General features: G+C 34.8%; 16 protein-coding genes. 4 read left to right on the forward strand and 12 right to left on the reverse strand.

Annotated elements, in window-relative coordinates; translation table 11 throughout:
- Positions 1-132 precede the first annotated feature (132 nt).
- From lpdA to ACH6CY_RS11655, 5 genes are all read right to left on the reverse strand, one after another.
- Complete coding sequence (gene lpdA / locus ACH6CY_RS11635; protein WP_374067504.1) at positions 133-1,542, reverse strand: dihydrolipoyl dehydrogenase; 1,410 nt, start codon at positions 1,540-1,542, stop codon at positions 133-135.
- Positions 1,543-1,546: 4 nt separating this feature from the next.
- Complete coding sequence (locus ACH6CY_RS11640; RefSeq protein ID WP_374067505.1) at positions 1,547-3,127, reverse strand: dihydrolipoyllysine-residue acetyltransferase; 1,581 nt, start codon at positions 3,125-3,127, stop codon at positions 1,547-1,549.
- Positions 3,128-3,154: 27 nt separating this feature from the next.
- Entirely contained in the window at positions 3,155-4,132 is a 978-nt protein-coding gene (locus tag ACH6CY_RS11645) for an alpha-ketoacid dehydrogenase subunit beta (RefSeq protein ID WP_374067506.1), read from the reverse strand.
- Between the two features lie 3 nt (positions 4,133-4,135).
- Positions 4,136-5,218, reverse strand: coding sequence for a pyruvate dehydrogenase (acetyl-transferring) E1 component subunit alpha (gene pdhA, locus ACH6CY_RS11650; RefSeq protein WP_374067507.1), 1,083 nt, complete (start codon positions 5,216-5,218; stop codon positions 4,136-4,138).
- A 395-nt stretch (positions 5,219-5,613) separates the two neighbouring features.
- Entirely contained in the window at positions 5,614-6,273 is a 660-nt protein-coding gene (locus ACH6CY_RS11655) for a YkyA family protein (protein ID WP_374067508.1), read from the reverse strand.
- A 180-nt stretch (positions 6,274-6,453) separates the two neighbouring features.
- On the opposite strand from ACH6CY_RS11655, the gene def reads away from it, so the two are divergent.
- The 3 genes from def (at position 6,454) to rnjA (ending at position 9,374) form a co-directional block, all read left to right on the forward strand.
- Complete coding sequence (def, locus tag ACH6CY_RS11660; protein WP_374067509.1) at positions 6,454-7,011, forward strand: peptide deformylase; 558 nt, start codon at positions 6,454-6,456, stop codon at positions 7,009-7,011.
- Positions 7,012-7,493: 482 nt separating this feature from the next.
- Complete coding sequence (locus ACH6CY_RS11665) at positions 7,494-7,703, forward strand: DNA-dependent RNA polymerase subunit epsilon (protein WP_374067510.1); 210 nt, start codon at positions 7,494-7,496, stop codon at positions 7,701-7,703.
- Between the two features lie 3 nt (positions 7,704-7,706).
- Positions 7,707-9,374 (forward strand): ribonuclease J1, encoded by a 1,668-nt coding sequence (gene rnjA, locus ACH6CY_RS11670; protein ID WP_374067511.1) that lies wholly within the window; start codon positions 7,707-7,709, stop codon positions 9,372-9,374.
- A 55-nt stretch (positions 9,375-9,429) separates the two neighbouring features.
- On the opposite strand, the gene ACH6CY_RS11675 is transcribed toward rnjA, so the two are convergent.
- The 3 genes from ACH6CY_RS11675 to ACH6CY_RS11685 all read right to left on the reverse strand — a co-directional run bounded on the left by ACH6CY_RS11675 (position 9,430) and on the right by ACH6CY_RS11685 (position 13,822).
- The gene (locus ACH6CY_RS11675) at positions 9,430-10,101 is read right to left on the reverse strand and encodes a potassium channel family protein (protein ID WP_374067512.1); all 672 of its coding nucleotides are present in this window, start codon (positions 10,099-10,101) and stop codon (positions 9,430-9,432) included.
- A gap of 123 nt (positions 10,102-10,224) precedes the next feature.
- Positions 10,225-12,054 (reverse strand): ABC transporter ATP-binding protein, encoded by a 1,830-nt coding sequence (locus ACH6CY_RS11680; protein ID WP_374067513.1) that lies wholly within the window; start codon positions 12,052-12,054, stop codon positions 10,225-10,227.
- Positions 12,055-12,070: 16 nt separating this feature from the next.
- Positions 12,071-13,822 (reverse strand): ABC transporter ATP-binding protein, encoded by a 1,752-nt coding sequence (locus ACH6CY_RS11685; protein WP_374067514.1) that lies wholly within the window; start codon positions 13,820-13,822, stop codon positions 12,071-12,073.
- A 261-nt stretch (positions 13,823-14,083) separates the two neighbouring features.
- On the opposite strand from ACH6CY_RS11685, the gene ACH6CY_RS11690 reads away from it, so the two are divergent.
- The gene (locus tag ACH6CY_RS11690) at positions 14,084-14,905 is read left to right on the forward strand and encodes a mechanosensitive ion channel family protein (RefSeq protein ID WP_374067515.1); all 822 of its coding nucleotides are present in this window, start codon (positions 14,084-14,086) and stop codon (positions 14,903-14,905) included.
- A 43-nt stretch (positions 14,906-14,948) separates the two neighbouring features.
- Here ACH6CY_RS11690 and ACH6CY_RS11695 read toward each other — a convergent pair whose 3' ends face one another.
- The 4 genes from ACH6CY_RS11695 to cbpB form a co-directional block, all read right to left on the reverse strand.
- Positions 14,949-15,188 carry a YkuS family protein gene (locus tag ACH6CY_RS11695; protein ID WP_374067516.1) on the reverse strand — a complete coding sequence of 80 codons (240 nt, stop codon included), beginning with the start codon at positions 15,186-15,188 and terminating at the stop codon, positions 14,949-14,951.
- Positions 15,189-15,273: 85 nt separating this feature from the next.
- Entirely contained in the window at positions 15,274-16,389 is a 1,116-nt protein-coding gene (locus ACH6CY_RS11700; RefSeq protein WP_374067517.1) for an N-acetyldiaminopimelate deacetylase, read from the reverse strand.
- 87 nt (positions 16,390-16,476) lie between these two features.
- Positions 16,477-17,199, reverse strand: a complete 723-nt coding sequence (gene dapD, locus ACH6CY_RS11705) for a 2,3,4,5-tetrahydropyridine-2,6-dicarboxylate N-acetyltransferase (RefSeq protein WP_374067518.1) — start codon at positions 17,197-17,199, stop codon at positions 16,477-16,479.
- 71 nt (positions 17,200-17,270) lie between these two features.
- Positions 17,271-17,735 (reverse strand): cyclic-di-AMP-binding protein CbpB, encoded by a 465-nt coding sequence (gene cbpB / locus ACH6CY_RS11710; RefSeq protein WP_374067519.1) that lies wholly within the window; start codon positions 17,733-17,735, stop codon positions 17,271-17,273.
- Between the last annotated feature and the right edge of the window lie 262 nt (positions 17,736-17,997).

The raw sequence follows: 17,997 nt of genomic DNA on the forward strand, positions 1-17,997 counted from the left end.
GGAATTTTTTAAAATTACATTATTAATTTTCTGCAGGTCTTTGTATTTTTAAAAAGAGCAATTATGAAATTGATTCACTTAAATAAACAATCCAAAAAAGCTTACACTTGAAAGTGTAAGCTTTTTTATCTTTTATTTTACAATGTGAATTGGTGTTCCCATTGCTACTTCTGCAGCTTCCATTGTAATCTCCCCTAATGTTGGGTGAGCATGAATCGTTAAAGCTAAATCTTCAGCTGTCATGCCTGTTTCAATTGCCAAACCAAGTTCAGAGATCATATCACTTGCATTTGCACCAGCAATTTGAGCTCCTAATACTAAGCCGTCTTCTGTTCGAGTAACAAGCTTAACAAATCCATCTCCGCTACCTAATGATAGCGCGCGACCATTTGCAGCAAATGGGAATTTTGCAGCTTTAACATCGAAGCCAGCATCTTTCGCACCTTGTTCTGTATAACCAACAGTAGCTAATTCTGGTTCGGAGAATACAACAGCAGGAATACCGTTGTAATCAATTTCTGTTTTCTCACCAGCAATTACCTCAGCAGCAATTTTTCCTTCATAAGATGCCTTGTGAGCAAGCGGAGCTCCAGGGACAATATCACCAATCGCATAAATATTATCTATATTTGTGCGACATTGTTTGTCAATTTGTATTAGACCTCTATCATCCATTTCAATACCTAATGACTCCAAGCCAATTTCAGATGTATTTGGATAACGTCCAACAGTAACTAGTACATAATCTGCTTCAATTGTTTCTTCTTTACCTTTTGCTTCATATGTCACTTTCACACCATTATCTGTTACTTCTGAACTTTTTGCCATTGCTTCCGTAACAATAGAAACATTTTTCTTCTTCAAGTTACGTTTAACTAGAGATGACATTTGACTTTCGAAACCACCTAGAATATCTTTCGCACCTTCAAGAATGGTTACTTCTGTGCCGAAGTTTGCATATGCAGTACCTAATTCTGTACCTACATACCCACCACCGATTACAACCATTTTCTTAGGAATTTCTTTTAAATTCAACGCACCTGTAGAATCTATGATACGCTCAGAAAATTTAAAAGTTGGAATTTCGATCGGTGTTGAACCAGTTGCAATAATACAATTCTTAAATGTGTAACTTTGAGAATTTTTCTCATCCATTACACGTACTGTATTCTTGTCAACAAAGTAAACTTCACCTTTAACAATATCCACTTTGTTTCCTTTTAATAATCCTTCTACACCACTTGTTAATTTGTTTACAACACTTGATTTCCATTCTTGTACTTTTGAAAAATCAACTGACACATTCTCAGCAGTAATACCCATTTCCGCAGCACCATGTGCTTCTTCATAACGGTGTCCTGCTTGGATTAAAGCTTTAGAAGGAATACAACCAACGTTTAAACAAACGCCACCTAGCGCTCCTTTATCAACAATGGTAACTTTTTGCCCTGTTTGTGCAGCACGAATCGCAGCTACATAACCACCAGGACCTGCTCCAACTACTAATGTATCTAATTCGATTGGAAAATCGCCTACTACCATAACTCTACGCCTCCATCATAATTAATTGTGGATCGTTTAATAAACGTTTCACTTGATTTAATGCCATTTGCGCTGTAGCTCCATCAACAATACGGTGATCAAAGCTCAATGATAATGCCAATACTGGAGCAACAACAATTTCTCCATTTTTCACAACTGGTTTTTCTGCAATTCGACCAATTCCTAAGATTGCAGCTTCTGGATAATTGATTACCGGAGTAAACCACTGACCTCCAGCTGAACCAATATTAGTAATTGTACATGAAGCACCTTTCATCTCATTAGGAGCAAGCTTTCCACTTTTTGCTTTTCCAGCTAATTCATTAATTTCTTGAGAGATATCAAAGATTGATTTCTTATCTGCATCTTTAACTACAGGCACAAGTAAACCTTTCTCTGTATCCGCTGCTATGCCAACATTATAATAATGCTTGTAAACAATCTCGTCAGTATTATCATCAATAGAAGCATTAATGATAGGATATTTTTTCAATGCTGAAACAAGTGCTTTCACAACATAAGGTAAATAAGTTAACTTAATTTCTTTCTCTGCAGCAACCGGTTTGAATTTCTTACGGTGAGCTACTAATTCAGTTACATCAATTTCATCATGTAATGTAACGTGTGGTGCCTTATGTTTTGAATTAACCATTGCATTTGCAATTGATTTACGGATACCAGACATTTTTTCACGTGTTTCTGGTAGGTCTCCACTAGTTGCAACTTGTTGGGATTTAGCTGCTTTTTCTTCTTTAACAACTGTTGTGCCTTTATCAGAAGAAGTTGTTTCTTTCGCAATTTGCTGATCACCATTTAAGTATGCATCAATATCATCTTTTAAGATACGACCATTCTTACCACTACCAGTAACCTCGACAATGTTCACGTCATGATCTCGTGCATATTTACGAACAGACGGCATTGCAATAATGCGTCGGTTAGGGTCTGCTTTTTCTTGCTTAGCAGCCTTAGGTGTAGATTTTTCGGCTGATTTCTCTTCTTTAGCAGGTGTTTCTTCAGCTGCGCCTTCATAACCAACTGCATCAATTGTAATAATTGTTTGACCTACAGTAGCTACAGCACCTTCTTCAAAATGCACTTCTTTTACTGTTCCTTCTACAGGTGAAGGGATTTCTACTACTGCTTTATCATTTTGTACTTCACAAAGTACATCATCTTCTTTAATTTCTTCACCGGCTTTAACAAACCATTTTACAATTTCACCTTCGTGAATTCCTTCGCCAATATCAGGCAGTTTAAATTCATAGGCACCAGTATTGCTACTTTCATTAGTTTCAACTTCTGAAGAAGACGCTTCTGAAGCATCACTAGATTCTTCTTCATATCCTTCTGCATCAATCGTAATGATTGTTTCACCTACGGTTGCTACAGCACCTTCTTCAAAATGTATTTCTTTTACTGTTCCTTCTACAGGAGAAGGAATTTCTACTACCGCTTTATCATTTTGTACTTCACAAAGTACATCATCTTCTTTAATTTCTTCACCGGCTTTAACAAACCATTTTACGATTTCACCTTCGTGAATTCCTTCACCGATATCAGGCAATTTAAATTCAAATGCCATCGTTAGTGCCTCCCGTCATAATTTCAATTAAAAGTTTAGTACTGTATTTACCTTTTCAACGATATCGTTGTAATTTGGCAACCAAACCTCTTCTGCTTGTGTAAATGCATATACTGTGTCAGGAGCAGCAACACGTAACACTGGAGCTTCCAAATGTAAAATTGCACGTTCTTGAATTTCTGTTACAATTTGAGCAGCCATTCCTGCTTGTTTTTGTGCCTCTTGTACAACTACAACACGATTTGTTTTTTCAACAGATTTTATAATTGTATCTATATCTAGTGGCATTACTGTACGAAGGTCAATTACTTCCGCTTGAATACCATCTTTCTCTAATTCTTCAGCAGCTTTCATAGAAGCTTGAACCATTGCACCATAAGCAACTAATGTAACATCTGTCCCTTCACGTTTTACATTAGCTTTACCTAGTTCAATCGTGTACTCTTCTTCAGGTACTTCTTCACGGAATGAACGATAAAGCTTCATATGCTCTAAAAATACAACTGGATCATTATCTCGTATGGAAGAAATTAATAATCCTTTAGCATCATATGGATTTGAAGGGATAACAACTTTAACCCCAGGTTGTTGCGCAATTAATCCTTCTAGTGAGTCCGCGTGTAATTCCGGTGTATGTACACCACCACCAAACGGGGAACGAATAGTGATTGGCGCATTCATTGTGTTACCTGAACGATAACGAAGGCGTGCCATTTGTCCATTAACCGCGTCCATTGCTTCATAAATAAAGCCAAAGAATTGAATTTCAGGTACCGGACGGAATCCTTGTGTAGCTAAACCGATAGAAATACCACCTATAGCTGATTCAGCAAGTGGTGTATCAAACACGCGGTCTTCGCCAAATTCTTGTTGCAAGCCTTCCGTTGCTCGGAATACACCACCATTTTGACCAACATCTTCACCAAAGACTAATACGTTTTCGTCATTTTTAAGTTCTGTGCGTAAAGCATCAGTAATTGCTTGGATCATTGTCATTTGAGCCATGATTTACTTCGACTCCTTTGCTTTAAATTCTTCTAATTGCTCTTCTAAATGTGCAGGAAGTACTTCATACATATTTTCAATTAACTCAGAAACTTTTTGTTTTGGTTGTCCATCTGCTTTTTTAATTGCAGCTTTAATTTCTTCTTTTGCTTTTTCAATCACTTCATTTTCTTGTTCTTCTGACCATAATCCTTTGTTTTCTAAGAATTTACGGAATCGAACGATAGGATCCTTTTTCTCCCACTCGCTATCCAAGTCTTCTGTACGGTAACGGGTTGGATCATCGCCAGCCATTGTATGCGGACCATAGCGATAAGTTAATGTTTCAATTAGTGTAGGTCCTTCTCCGTTTACAGCGCGCTCACGAGCTTCTTTTGTTACAGCATAAACAGCTAAAACATCCATTCCATCTACTTGAACACCTTCAATTCCTGCTGCAACAGCTTTTTGAGCTAATGTTTGAGCTGCTGTTTGCTTTTCTACTGGAACAGAAATTGCAAATCGGTTATTTTGCACAACAAAAATTGCAGGGGATTTGTACGCACCAGCAAAGTTAATTCCTTCATAGAAATCACCTTGTGATGTTCCTCCATCACCTGTGTATGTTATAGCAACTGATTTTTTACCACGCTTTTTCATACCCATCGCAACACCAGCTGCTTGTATATATTGTGCACCAATAATAATTTGTGGACTTAATGCGTTTACACCTTCTGGCATTTGGTTACCATGGTAATGTCCTCTAGAAAATAAAAATGCTTGATAAAGTGGAAGACCATGCCAAATCAATTGTGGAACATCACGGTATGCCGGCAAGATAAAGTCCTCTTTTTCCAATGCAAATTGTGTACCTAATTGAGATGCTTCTTGACCAGCTGTAGGTGCATAGAAACCTAATCTCCCTTGACGGTTTAAAGCAATTGAACGCTGATCTAATATTCTAGTATAAACCATTCTCGTCATTAATTCTTTCAACTCATCATCTGAAAGTTCAGGCATTAACTCTTCATTAACAATTTCGCCATCTTCATTCAGAACCTGAAACGTTTCAAACTGATTCTCGATATTTTCAAGTGTACGTTTCAAAAGATTCACCTCTTCCTTCCTAATATCCTTTTTAAAATGTAGTTATATTGTTTTTACAAACTTTGCAAAAACATTGAACAGAATTGCACTTACTCATACAATACCCTATTGTAACTTTTTTTAATCTTACTTTCTTGATATGTAGAAACTGTCACGCTGTTACATAGATAAATTGCATTTCTACTGGTACAATTTCAATTCATTTATAAGTTTAGCTTATTATATTATTTCGGTCAAACACTTTGCATCACATTAATTAAATTTCTAAACAAAAAAGTTTAATTCCTTTTAAATTTTCCTTCTGTACTATAAAATGTTCAAAACCTGTACTATAAATGAACATAAAAAAACCGATGTCCATTTTGTAGAACTATAAGGACACTCGGTTTTTTTGTTTATTCTTCCTCTTCATAGGATATCTTCAAATCGGAATTTTTATAAAATGATCTTTTTTTAGCATTAAATATATTCGTTTGTTCATTGAATGTATCATTTGCCTCAGAAACTTTTTCATATTGTCCATTTACTTTTTCGATTTGTTTTGACAAAACATCTTGTTCAAGGTCTTCTTTTTTAAATAATTCATACAATTCTTGATCATGTGCTAATGATTTTTTATATGATTTATATAGTGTCATATATGCATCATAACGATCATTCATTGCTTGATTCATTTTTTCTCCCGCTTGTTTTAATTTTTCATCTTCAAGATCTTCTATTAATGAATCAATTTTATCAAATTCTTCTTTAGCAGCATCTATACTATTCTTTTCCGTCTCCAATATTTCTTTTCGTTCCTCAATGGAGTCTAAAGCTTGGTCTGCTAATGAATTAATTTGATCAAACTCTTCCATACTTAACTTACTAATTTCATTATAATTTTTTTGCTCTTCTTCTTCTAACTTTGTTAATGGTTCCTGTTGATTAACAAACTCGCTTTCCAGTGATACTGATTCTTCCAAATGTTCATATACTTTTTCTGTAGTTGTCTGACTTGAACATGCCGAAAGAACTAAAATCAACACACCCACTACACCGGCAATCTTTAACTTCAACGAGTTAACCTCCCTATTATCTAACTAGTACGAAAACATGATAACACATTTATGAAAATAGTATAACATACTATTAATTTCAACCGTATCTTTCTTTTGTAACGATTTATTTTCTATCCGTTTTTTTTTATCTATGTTAAACTATGATACAGTAAAATGCACTAAAGGAGCGTGAACGCTTTGATCACAATGAATGATATCGTACGAGAAGGTAATCCTATTTTAGAACAAATAGCAACACCTGTTGAAATACCGATAAACGATCAAGAGAGAAAAACATTAAAAGAGATGTTGCAATATTTAAAGAATAGTCAAGATGAAGAAATTTCAAAAAAACACCAACTTCGTCCAGGTGTAGGACTTGCCGCACCTCAAATCGGCCTTTCTAAAAGAATGATTGCTGTTCATTTTGAAGACCTTAATGGGAAGCAATTCAGCGAAGGGCTTATCAATCCAAAAATAATCAGTCATTCAGTAGAAAAAACCTTTTTGTCTAATGGTGAAGGTTGCTTATCTGTTGATAGGGAAATACCAGGCTATGTCCCGAGGTATGCAAAAGTCACTGTTAAAGCATTAAATGTACATGGTGACCCCATTAAATGGCGACTTCGTGGTTATGCAGCCATTGTCATACAGCATGAAATCGATCACTTGAACGGCATAATGTTCTATGACCATATCAATAAAACAAACCCATTCCACATACCCGAAAATGCAAAGGCATGTGATGTAGAATAAAAAAATTGATGGACAATTTGTCATCTGTTTTTTATTTTAATTTAAATCGTATAAGAACTGTAATGTTAGACAAAAATATACTATCATCATTGAACGTATATCGGCTTCTCTTTATCCTGTAGCGTAATAATTTTTTAAATATACAGTATAAGGTCTACTTATTTTTTAAAATCTTTTAAACGTTTCTGTTTCCAAATGAAGCATTCCATACTATACTAATAGTAATAGGGATTGGACGGTTGAACATTTTTGCTTTTCTTTAACATGAAGAAAGGAGCTGTAATAGCTTATGTTAAAGCGATTGAAAGAAAAGCTTAGAAAACGTTGGAAAAAATTGTTAGGTCAAAATCGTGTTCCAAATGCTTTTAAAAATAACTGTCGGTAAAAGCATGTTACGTACAATTAAGTTAAATTCCGTAAAATGAAGCATTGCTATGTGTCATACAAAAAGTACTTTTTTCAAGTTAATAAGGAGAGATTAAATGATTTATAAAGTTTTATATCAAACAATACCAAATGAAATACCTGTTCGTGAAAGAACGACAAGTGTTTATTATGAAGCAGATTCCGAAAGACAAGTCCGTAAAGCATTAGCAGCTAAAAATGTAAATATTGAGTTCATCCAGCCTTTAGATGGAGCACATCTAGCATATGAAAAACAATCTGAAAATTTCACAGTGGAGAACGCTTAATTCATGAAATTTGTAAAAAATGATCAAACAGCTGTATTTGCACTAGGTGGTTTAGGGGAAATAGGAAAAAACACATATGGTATTCAGTTTCAGGATGAAATTATTTTAGTCGATGCTGGCATTAAATTCCCTGAAGATGAATTACTAGGTATTGATTATGTTATTCCTGACTATACCTACCTCGTTCAAAATCAGGATAAAATCAAAGGACTTTTTATCACTCATGGTCACGAAGACCATATCGGTGGTATCCCTTATTTGCTGCGGGAAATAAATGTTCCTATCTATGCTGGAAAACTTGCACTTGGCTTAATCAAAAATAAACTAGATGAACATGGGCTCTTACGAAATGCGAAGCTGCAAACATTTCAAGAGGATGAAATAATTAAATTTAGAAAGACATCTGTTTCTTTCTTCAGAACGACACATAGCATACCAGATTCATACGGGATCGTTGTAAAAACACCACCTGGAAATATCGTTCATACAGGGGATTTCAAATTTGATTTTACACCTGTTGGAGAACCTGCCAACATAGCTAAAATGGCAGAAGTCGGTAAAGAGGGTGTGCTTTGCTTGTTATCTGACAGCACGAACAGTGAAGTTCCAGGTTTTACAATGTCAGAACGAGTTGTAGGTGAAAGCATCAATGATATTTTTAATCGTGTTGACGGAAGAGTGATTTTTGCAACTTTTGCATCAAATATTCACCGTTTACAACAAATGGTGGACGCCGCTGTTAATCATCAGCGTAAAATAGCAGTATTCGGAAGAAGTATGGAAGCTTCTATTTCGATTGGTCGCGAACTCGGTTATATTAAAGCACCTGAAGACACTTTTATTGATGCACATCAAATTAATCGACTTCCTGCAAATGAAGTAACGATTCTTTGTACTGGCTCTCAAGGTGAACCAATGGCAGCTTTATCAAGGATAGCAAATGGAACACACCGACAAATTCAAATTATACCTAATGACACAGTCGTATTTTCTTCTTCACCAATCCCTGGTAATACGGTAAGTGTCAGCAAAATAATCAATATGCTTTACCGAGCAGGTGCCGATGTTATTCATGGACCATTAAATGACATTCACACTTCTGGACATGGTAGTCAAGAAGAACAAAAATTAATGTTACGACTTTTACGTCCTAAATTCTTTATGCCTATACATGGGGAATATCGCATGCTTAAAGAACACACAAAATTGGCCGAAGCTTGCGATGTAGATCCTGGCAACAGCTTTATTATGGATAATGGTGATGTGTTAGCATTAGGAAAAGAAAATGCTAGTGTGGCTGGTAAAATCCCTTCTGGGTCTATTTATGTTGATGGTAGTGGAATCGGTGATATAGGAAATATTGTGTTACGTGATAGACGTATTCTTTCAGAGGAAGGCTTAGTAATTGTTGTTGTTAGTATTAACATGAAGGAATTCAAAATTGCATCAGGACCAGATATTATCTCTCGTGGATTTGTATATATGCGAGAATCAGAAGATCTAATAAACGAAGCACAAAAATTAGTTTCTTTGCACTTAAATAAAGTAATGGAACGTAAAACGACACAGTGGTCTGAAATTAAAAATGAAATCACTGACACGATTGCTCCGTTCTTATTTGAGAAAACAAAGCGTCGCCCTATGATACTTCCAATTATCATGGAAGTTTAACAATACAACCCTATATGTATAAAGCACCTCAGAAATTTTTTCTGAGGTGCTTTTTTCAATCATCTACTACTAGGTTTTTTTCAAATCTCGAGATATCTTTATCCGCTCCGATTACAATTAGTACATCACCTGGTTCGATTCTCTCCGTCGCCATTGGTGAAACATTAATTTCTTTCGTAACACCTTGTTTGATAGCAACAACATTACAGCCATAATTCGCACGAATATCTAAGTCAACTAGTGATTTTCCAATCATTTTTTCTCCAACTTTTACTTCCACTATGCTATGATCATCCGATACTTCCAAGTGATCTAAAATATTACTAGAAATAATACTGTGGGCAATTTTTTTTCCCATATCTCGCTCCGGGTGAACCACCTGATCTGCTCCGATTTTATTTAATACTTTCTCGTGATAATCGTTTTGCGCTTTTACAGTTATTTTATTAATTCCTAACTCTTTAAGCATCAAAGTAGTTAAAATACTTGCTTGAATATTATCACCTATTGCAACAATAACATGATCAATATTCCTAATTCCTAATTCTTTCAATACTTTTTCATCTGTTGCGTCTGCAATCACTGCATGAGAGGCAATATCTTTAAATTCGTTCACTTTATCTTCTTCTGTATCAATAGCTAATACTTCCATACCCTCTTCACTCAGTTCACGACAGATACTCCCTCCGAATCGACCTAAACCGATTACAGCAAACTCTCGTTTCATTGCTTCATCCTCCTACTACAGCTACACTTTATTTCTTAAAATAGTTTATCACATCTTGGCACAAAAAGGGATATCATTGTCAAAATCGAAAAGTACCGTTGTCATACAGAAGTTCAACTTTTTTCATAGTGCATCCAACATATCAAATTGTGATTTAACTAAATCAAAATACTCTCCCTTTTTTCCTATTAATGTATCATGATTTCCTTGTTCTAGTACTTTACCGTGTTCAAGAACAATAATATTATCCGCTTCTCTAATCGTAGATAGACGATGAGCGATCATAATTGCTGTTCTACCATGTAACAGTTTTTTAAGCGCTTGTTGAATTTTCATTTCTGTTTCTGTATCAATACTTGCTGTTGCTTCATCTAAAATTAATATCTTCGGATTAGCTAGCAACGCTCTTGCAAATGATAGCAATTGTCTTTCACCAGCTGATAATATACTGCCTCTTTCCTCTACCTCTGTATTATATCCATCAGCTAAGCGCACAATAAAGTTATGTGCACCTACAATTTTTGCTGCATCGATCACTTCTTCATCTGTTGCTTCTGGTCTACCGAATCGGATATTCTCCATTATCGTACCACTGAAAATAAATGTATCCTGTAGTACAACACTAATATTTTTCCGTAGACTATCTAATTTCATATCCTTCAAATTATTTCCATCTATTTCTACCTTTCCATACGTAGGGTCATAAAAGCGACTAATTAAGTTTGCAATAGTTGATTTCCCCGACCCAGTATGACCAACGAGCGCTATTGTTTCACCTGCTTTCATTTCTAATGAAATCTCATGCAATGCAATGCGATCATCATCATATGAGAACTGCACATGCTCAAAGACAATATGACCTTTCATGTCTGTAAATTCACGTGCATTTGCTTTCTCTTCGACATTTGGTTGTTCATCCAAAAATTCAAAGATCCGTTCAGATGAAGCCATCGCTACGAGTAGCTGATTGTAAATTTGACCGAGCCTAGAAATAGGTTCCCAAAACATTCCTAAAAAGAATGCAAACGAAACAAAATCACCTATTTCTATTGCACCAGCTATAATTAAATGTGCACCGAAGGAAATCAATATTACTGTCCCTATTGCATTACTCATTTCTACAAAAGGACCAAAATAGGCACTTTTTTTCATCGCTAGACGTTCTTTCTCATAATTATCTGTATTCACGCCATTAAAAAATGCTGTATTTTCTTTCTCTTGTGAAAATGACTGTGTGATACGAATACCTTGTAAGCTCTCATTTAAATGCGAGTTCAAACGGGATTTTTGTATGCGCACTTCCTGCCATGACCGTCGAATGCTTCCTCGTAATCTTGTTGAAATGTAAAACATAATCGGGAGAATGACCAATACAGCTATTGCTAATTGAGCACTTAATGAAAATAAAATAATTATTATTCCCAACAACATCAACATGTCTGTTAATAGATTAATAATACCGTTTGTAAATAGCTCTTGAAGTGAATTCACATCGTTAAGGATTCGAACTAAAATTGACCCTGCTGATCGTTTATCAAAGAAATTATGCGATAAACGCTGGACATGTGAAAATAACTGTTTTCTTAAATCATGTATAACTTTTTGCCCTAATATATTCACTAGTTTAATTCGATAACGATTTCCTATGTAGCTAAATAAATACATAATGGAAATAATGATAACCAAATAAGACAATAAAGAAATATCTTTATTAGCTATCGCTTCATCTATTACTACCTTACCGATTAAAATCGGAACAGCTAATCGGACAAGTGTAGAAACGAGCATAGCAAGCATAGCAAGCGGTAGGATAGTTTTTGAATAAGGTTTTACGTAAGCAAACAATCTAGTCATTTGTCTCCAATTAAATGGTTTTTCTACAGCTTGATCTAATGGATAATAGAATCGTTTTAAATGTGGATTTTTATCTGTCCTAGTCTGTTTTTCAGCCAATCGTTTCCCCTCCCTTTTAGTTTGTTATGTTCATAATTTCTTGTTTATCTTGATACTGAATATCGTAAATACGTTGGTAAGGTCCGCCATTATCTATTAGTGCTTCATGCTTACCACGTTCAACAATTTCACCCTCCTCTAAAACTAAGATCTCATCTGCGTGCTTTAATGATGAGATTCTATGTGCGATGATAAAAGTTGTTCGCCCTTGCATTACTTCTTTCAAAGCCTTCTGGATCTTGAATTCAGTTTCCATATCTACTGCAGAGGTGGCGTCATCCAAAATTAGAATTCTTGGATCGATTAAAATAGCTCTAGCAATAGCAATACGTTGTTTTTGCCCTCCTGAAAGACCCATCCCTCTTTCACCAAGCATCGTGTCGTATCCATTAGGCATCTCCATGATAAAATCATGCGCTTGTGCCCGCTTAGCTGCTGCAATAATATCTTCTATAGAAGCATCAGGATTACCATAAGCAATATTTTCTTTAATTGTAGTTGAAAATAAAAAAGACTCTTGTAATACAAAACCAATCTGCTTTCGCAAAAATTTCAGGTTATATTCCTTTGTTGATTTTCCATCTATATACACGTGACCTTCTACCGGATCATAAAATCTAGTCATTAACTGGGTAATACTTGTTTTACCAGCACCAGTTGCCCCAATTAATCCGATAATTTTTCCCGGTGGTGCATCAAATGAGATAGATTTCAGTGCTTCATCATCTTCATCAACGTATTGAAGTGTGACATGATCAAATGTGACATGCCCCTCAATAGCACCAGATGAAATAGCATTGTCTTTCTCTTGAGTGTCCTCTCTTGCTTCTAATATTTCTAAAAGTCTTTCTCCTGAAGCTTTTGCTTGCGAAAACTGGTTTACAATAAAACCCAAATATACGAGTGGCCCTAATATATAGTTCACTAAACTAAAAAAAGCGATTAGCTTACCTAACGTTAAATCACCATTCATGACTAAATATCCACCGTAAACTAGAAGTGCAACCATCGAAATATTACCAATAAACTCCATGAAAGGAAAATATTTCGCCCAAATATTTGAGGTTTTAATATTTACTTCTCGATAATCTTCATTATTTTCGGTAAAACGATCAATTTCAAAATCTTCTTTCGATAAAGATTTAACAGTATTCATACCACTGACATTCTCTTGAATACGAGTATTCAGACGTCCTAATGATTTTCTTACTGTTCGGAACGCCGGATGTACTTTCTGATCAAATTTATAAACAACAACAGCTAAGAACGGCATTACTGCCATTGTAACTAACGCTAAAGGAACAGAATAAAAGAACATTACCGATAAGCTAATTACAATAAGCAACACAATACGTATCAATTCTTTTAAGCCTGCAGCTAAAAAGAACTTAAATCCCTCTACATCCATCGTTAAACGAGACATCAAATCTCCTGTACGAGCATTGTCATAATAGGTGAATGATAGTCGTTGTAGCTTTTTGTATAACCCATCCCTTAAACTATATACGGAGGACACTCCAAACAAATCTCCTAAATATTGTTGCAAAAAATTTGAAACACCTTTTATAATCATAATTAGAATAAAACCAATTGCTAAATAGGGTATTAAACGGTATTGCTCTTTTAAGACAACATCATCTATCGTAATTTGTAAGATAATTGGATAAATAACAGTAATTACGGTAACTAATATAACGAAAATTAATGAACTAAAAAAATATTTCTTGTAAGGCCAATAAAATTGTTTTAACTTCTTGAATGTTTCCAATCTCTGTCCCTCCTCTTTTTCTATTTTGTACTTACAAATATATCGAGTTCCGAAATAAATATCTACCCATTTGCTTTAATTTTTCTGATTTTTTCAAAAATCAGTCTTTAGACTGATTCATTTAATCAATTAACTATATACATATTTTCACAGGGATATAACGTTGTAAAAATGGGTATAGGTTGAATATCCTTATATATTGTAGTAAATTATCAAAGGGGTTTAATTTTATCATAATTACATCAGAAAGGGAGAAAGCATATGTTTGGAATTGATCTTACTAATTTTGTGGACACTTACATGGCTATAGCACTTAAAATTATTATTTTAATTATTGCTTATACTATCGTTTCCCCGCTAGGAAAAAAAGTTATTTCAAAGGCTTTAAAAAGAACCATGCATAAAGAACGGATTTCTGAAGGTCGAATAAAGACTTTAGAAAAACTACTTATCAATATATATACCTATCTATTGATATTTATCTTTATTACAATGTTATTTGGGATTTTCGAGTTGGATTTAGGTCCTCTTTTAGCAACTGCAGGTGTGTTAGGTCTTGCAATTGGCTTCGGAGCTCAGGGCTTAGTAAGTGATATTGTCACAGGGTTTTTTATTTTGCTAGAAAAACAAATTGAAGTAGACGAATATGTTAGCACAGCTGGATACAGTGGTATTGTTGAAGAAGTTGGTTTACGCACAACGAAGATTAGAAGCTTTGATGGAACGTTAAATTTTATTCCTAACCGTCAAATGGAAGGAGTCAGCAATCATTCTCGCGGAACCATGCGTGCACTTGTAGATATCGGTATTAGCTACGATGATAATATCGATCATGCAATGAGCGTGCTTCAAACGGTTTGTGACGAGTTTCAAGAAGATGAACGTTTCGTTGAAGGACCAGATGTATTAGGAGTTCAAAGCTTCGGTTCTTCTGATATTGTTCTACGCATATTAGGTAAAACAGTAAATATGGAACAATGGGCTGCAGAACGTGACATTAGAAAACGTATCAAAGAAGCATTTGATGCAAATGGCGTTGAAATTCCTTTCCCTCATCAAGTCAATGTAATGAAACAATCATAATAGCTAAAAAAGTGGTTTCTCAGATTAGAAACCACTTTTTATATTAGAAACGAGCATCAACTTGTTGACAGATGGCATCAGCAGTCAATCCATTTGCATTTATAACTGCACCTTTGTACTCGGTATCTTGCATACCCATTACATTCTTATCTTGACCCGAAATAACACAACAATCGCATCCATCGACATCTGCTTCTTGTTTTACATCAACTACCTCATACCCTCTTTGTTGTAATGCATCCTTTACGTCTGTTAGTGTACCTTCAACTCCAACACGCTTCAAAGTCATCCCTCCATTTCTATTTTAAATCAAGCTTAGTTTAAACTTTACTAAAGCATTCTATTCAAATTAGAAATGAAGAAAATGATTACAATTGACGTATAGTCGATTCAACGATATTTACACCTTTAATCAATGCCTCTTCGTTAGGATTTAGTTTACTATGGTGCAATCCATAAGTTGAGTCTACCCCTAACCAAAACATAAACCCAGGAATATCTCGTAAAAAGTAACCAAAGTCTTCTCCAGTCATTGCAGGACTTGCTTCTCTATAAGTCATTTCTGATTTACTTACAATTTCTTTAAATCGCAAAACACAATCTTTATCATTGTATACTTGATAATAATTAGAACCGTAATCAATCCCTATACTACAATGATGGCTCTTTTCAAATCCTTCTGCCAACTGTTCGATTGCTTTTTTGATGTCATTAATCGCTGATGGTTTTCCTGTACGAATGGTACCTTCAAGACGTGCTCTCTCTGCAATGACATTCTGAACAGTACCACCAGTAATTTTCCCTATCGTAATCACACTACTATCTAGAGGATTTACTTGTCTCGCCACAATCTGTTGCAATTGTGTAACGAATGTACTTGTAGCAACTACCATATCATTTGTTAAATGTGGATAAGCCGCATGCCCACCTTTACCTACAAAATCAATAAAAAGCTCACTCGTATTAGCAAAAAGTAAACCTGGTCTTGTGGAAACCGTCGCTACAGGTAGTTCAGGTGCAATGTGTAATCCAAATATGAGGTCAGGTTTCACAGCTTGAAATTTCTCAGACTTTAGCATTGGTAATGCTCCACCCGGACCTTCTTCTGCTGGTTGAAAAATAAATAGAACATCATCATCTATTGGATAGTTAGCTAAACGTTCTAGCGCTCCTAATGCAATGGTCATGTGAAAATCATGTCCACAAGCATGCATATTACCTTGATGATAAGAAGTAAAAGCTAAATTTGTTTCTTCTTCGATTGGTAGTCCATCTATGTCTGCACGATAACCAATTATTTTTGACGGATTTTTACCACGAACTTTTACTAAAATGCCTGTTTTCCAAGTGGTGATTTCTAGATGATTTGTATTGAAACTTTTAATCGTTTCTAGTAAATATGCTTGTGTTTTAAATTCCTCGAATCCCAATTCTGGGATTTGATGTAATTTCCGTCTAATTTCTCTTAATTGATATGATTCCATTTGATCAACCCCATTTATGATCTAAAATTAAATATGATAAAAGCAGGAGAATATAATCTCCTGCTTTTTTTACATCTAAATCACACTTTATTCCTCATCAAGTTTTCGTAATGCTTGCATGATTTCTGTCTTTGTTTTTGTCTGATCATCTATTTTCTTAATCATTTTCGCAGGGGTTCCGGCAACTACTGTATATGGCTCGACATCAGAAGTTACAATGGCACCTGCAGCAACTACTGCACCTGTCCCAACGGTTACTCCTTCTAAAACAACGGCATTTGCACCAATTACAACACCATCTTCAACCACTACTGGTTTAGCAGAAGGGGGTTCAATAACTCCAGCTAGAACGGCACCTGCACCAATGTGACAATTTTTACCTACTGTTGCTCTTCCACCTAAAGTAGCATTCATATCAATCATTGTTTCTTCACCAATAACAGAACCAATATTAATCATTGCCCCCATCATGATAACAGCACCATCGCCTATTTCTACTTGATCTCTAATAACTGCTCCCGGTTCAATTCTAGCATTAATAGCTTTTAAATCTAATAAAGGAATAGCTGAGTTTCTTCGGTCATTTTCTAACACATAATCTTGAATTTGCTCTTTGTATGTATCTAAAGCGTCTTTAATCACTTTCCATTCGCCAAAAAGCACGCCAGTATTAGATTGAACAAAAGCTTGAATCTCGTGATCAAATGCAAGTTCATCCAAGTTTTCACCCTTAATATATACTTTTACTGGTGTTGATTTTTTACTATTTGAAATAAAAGAAATTATTTCTTTAGCATCCATCATATTCATTTCATATACCTCCAACAAACAGATTGTTTTTTTATAACTTTATCAGACTAACACGAACATTTACAAGTGTTTTACTTATCTATCTCTTGAAATAAAGCTTTATTAACATGCATATACTTATTTACTTGTTTCAAGATCGCCCTTCGAGTTAAGATTCCATCAAAATAACCATCATTATCAACAACACAGACAAACGGATAATCAATCACTGTTTTTAAACACATAAAAAAATCATCCAATTTGTTTACACATGGAATGGTTTGGTTCATAACATCATGCACTTCAATTTGGGACAGTTTTTCCATTTCAAATCGTTCTATACCAAGCACGCGATTTAAAATAAGATTTTTGCCAATCGTACCTTTAAACTTGTATGATGTATCTAGTACTGGAACAGCAGAGTAACCAGACTTAACCAATATTAACAAAGCGTGTTCTAAGGGATTATTCATCTGAACGTGAGCGACTTTTTCAGAAGGTATCATTAAGTGCTTTGCCTTTAAATCCAATAAGGTTAATTCTTTAATATTATTCATTTCTTCCACTCCCTTTACTAACAGTTGAAGGAGTTCTTCATACTGATGATTCATCAGAAACATACATTAGTATTTTATCATATTAAAATATATTTAACCAACTTTTAGCATATCAGATTGATATAACGTCGTTCATTTTATGTCAAATGATAAATTTCTCTCTGTGCTATATAGTTTTTTAAACTAGAAAATGTTAGAATAATGGTCAATTGGAAAACTTTCATTTTACTTGGATTATATAAAACAATCACACTTACCTCTC

Source organism: Paraliobacillus sp. JSM ZJ581, from assembly GCF_044383835.1.
Classification (GTDB): Bacteria; Bacillota; Bacilli; order Bacillales; family Amphibacillaceae; genus Paraliobacillus.

Excerpts from the sequence above, each read along its gene's own strand:
- ACH6CY_RS11700 (WP_374067517.1), bottom strand. The coding sequence starts at position 16,389 with ATGGAATCATATCAATTAAGAGAAATTAGACGGAAATTACATCAAATC.
- cbpB (WP_374067519.1), bottom strand. The coding sequence starts at position 17,735 with ATGAATAATATTAAAGAATTAACCTTATTGGATTTAAAGGCAAAGCAC.
- rnjA (WP_374067511.1), top strand. The coding sequence starts at position 7,707 with ATGAAATTTGTAAAAAATGATCAAACAGCTGTATTTGCACTAGGTGGT.
- ACH6CY_RS11675 (WP_374067512.1), bottom strand. The coding sequence starts at position 10,101 with ATGAAACGAGAGTTTGCTGTAATCGGTTTAGGTCGATTCGGAGGGAGT.
- ACH6CY_RS11640 (WP_374067505.1), bottom strand. The coding sequence starts at position 3,127 with ATGGCATTTGAATTTAAATTGCCTGATATCGGTGAAGGAATTCACGAA.
- dapD (WP_374067518.1), bottom strand. The coding sequence starts at position 17,199 with ATGAATATGATGGATGCTAAAGAAATAATTTCTTTTATTTCAAATAGT.
- lpdA (WP_374067504.1), bottom strand. The coding sequence starts at position 1,542 with ATGGTAGTAGGCGATTTTCCAATCGAATTAGATACATTAGTAGTTGGA.
- ACH6CY_RS11645 (WP_374067506.1), bottom strand. The coding sequence starts at position 4,132 with ATGGCTCAAATGACAATGATCCAAGCAATTACTGATGCTTTACGCACA.
- ACH6CY_RS11665 (WP_374067510.1), top strand. The coding sequence starts at position 7,494 with ATGATTTATAAAGTTTTATATCAAACAATACCAAATGAAATACCTGTT.
- ACH6CY_RS11690 (WP_374067515.1), top strand. The coding sequence starts at position 14,084 with ATGTTTGGAATTGATCTTACTAATTTTGTGGACACTTACATGGCTATA.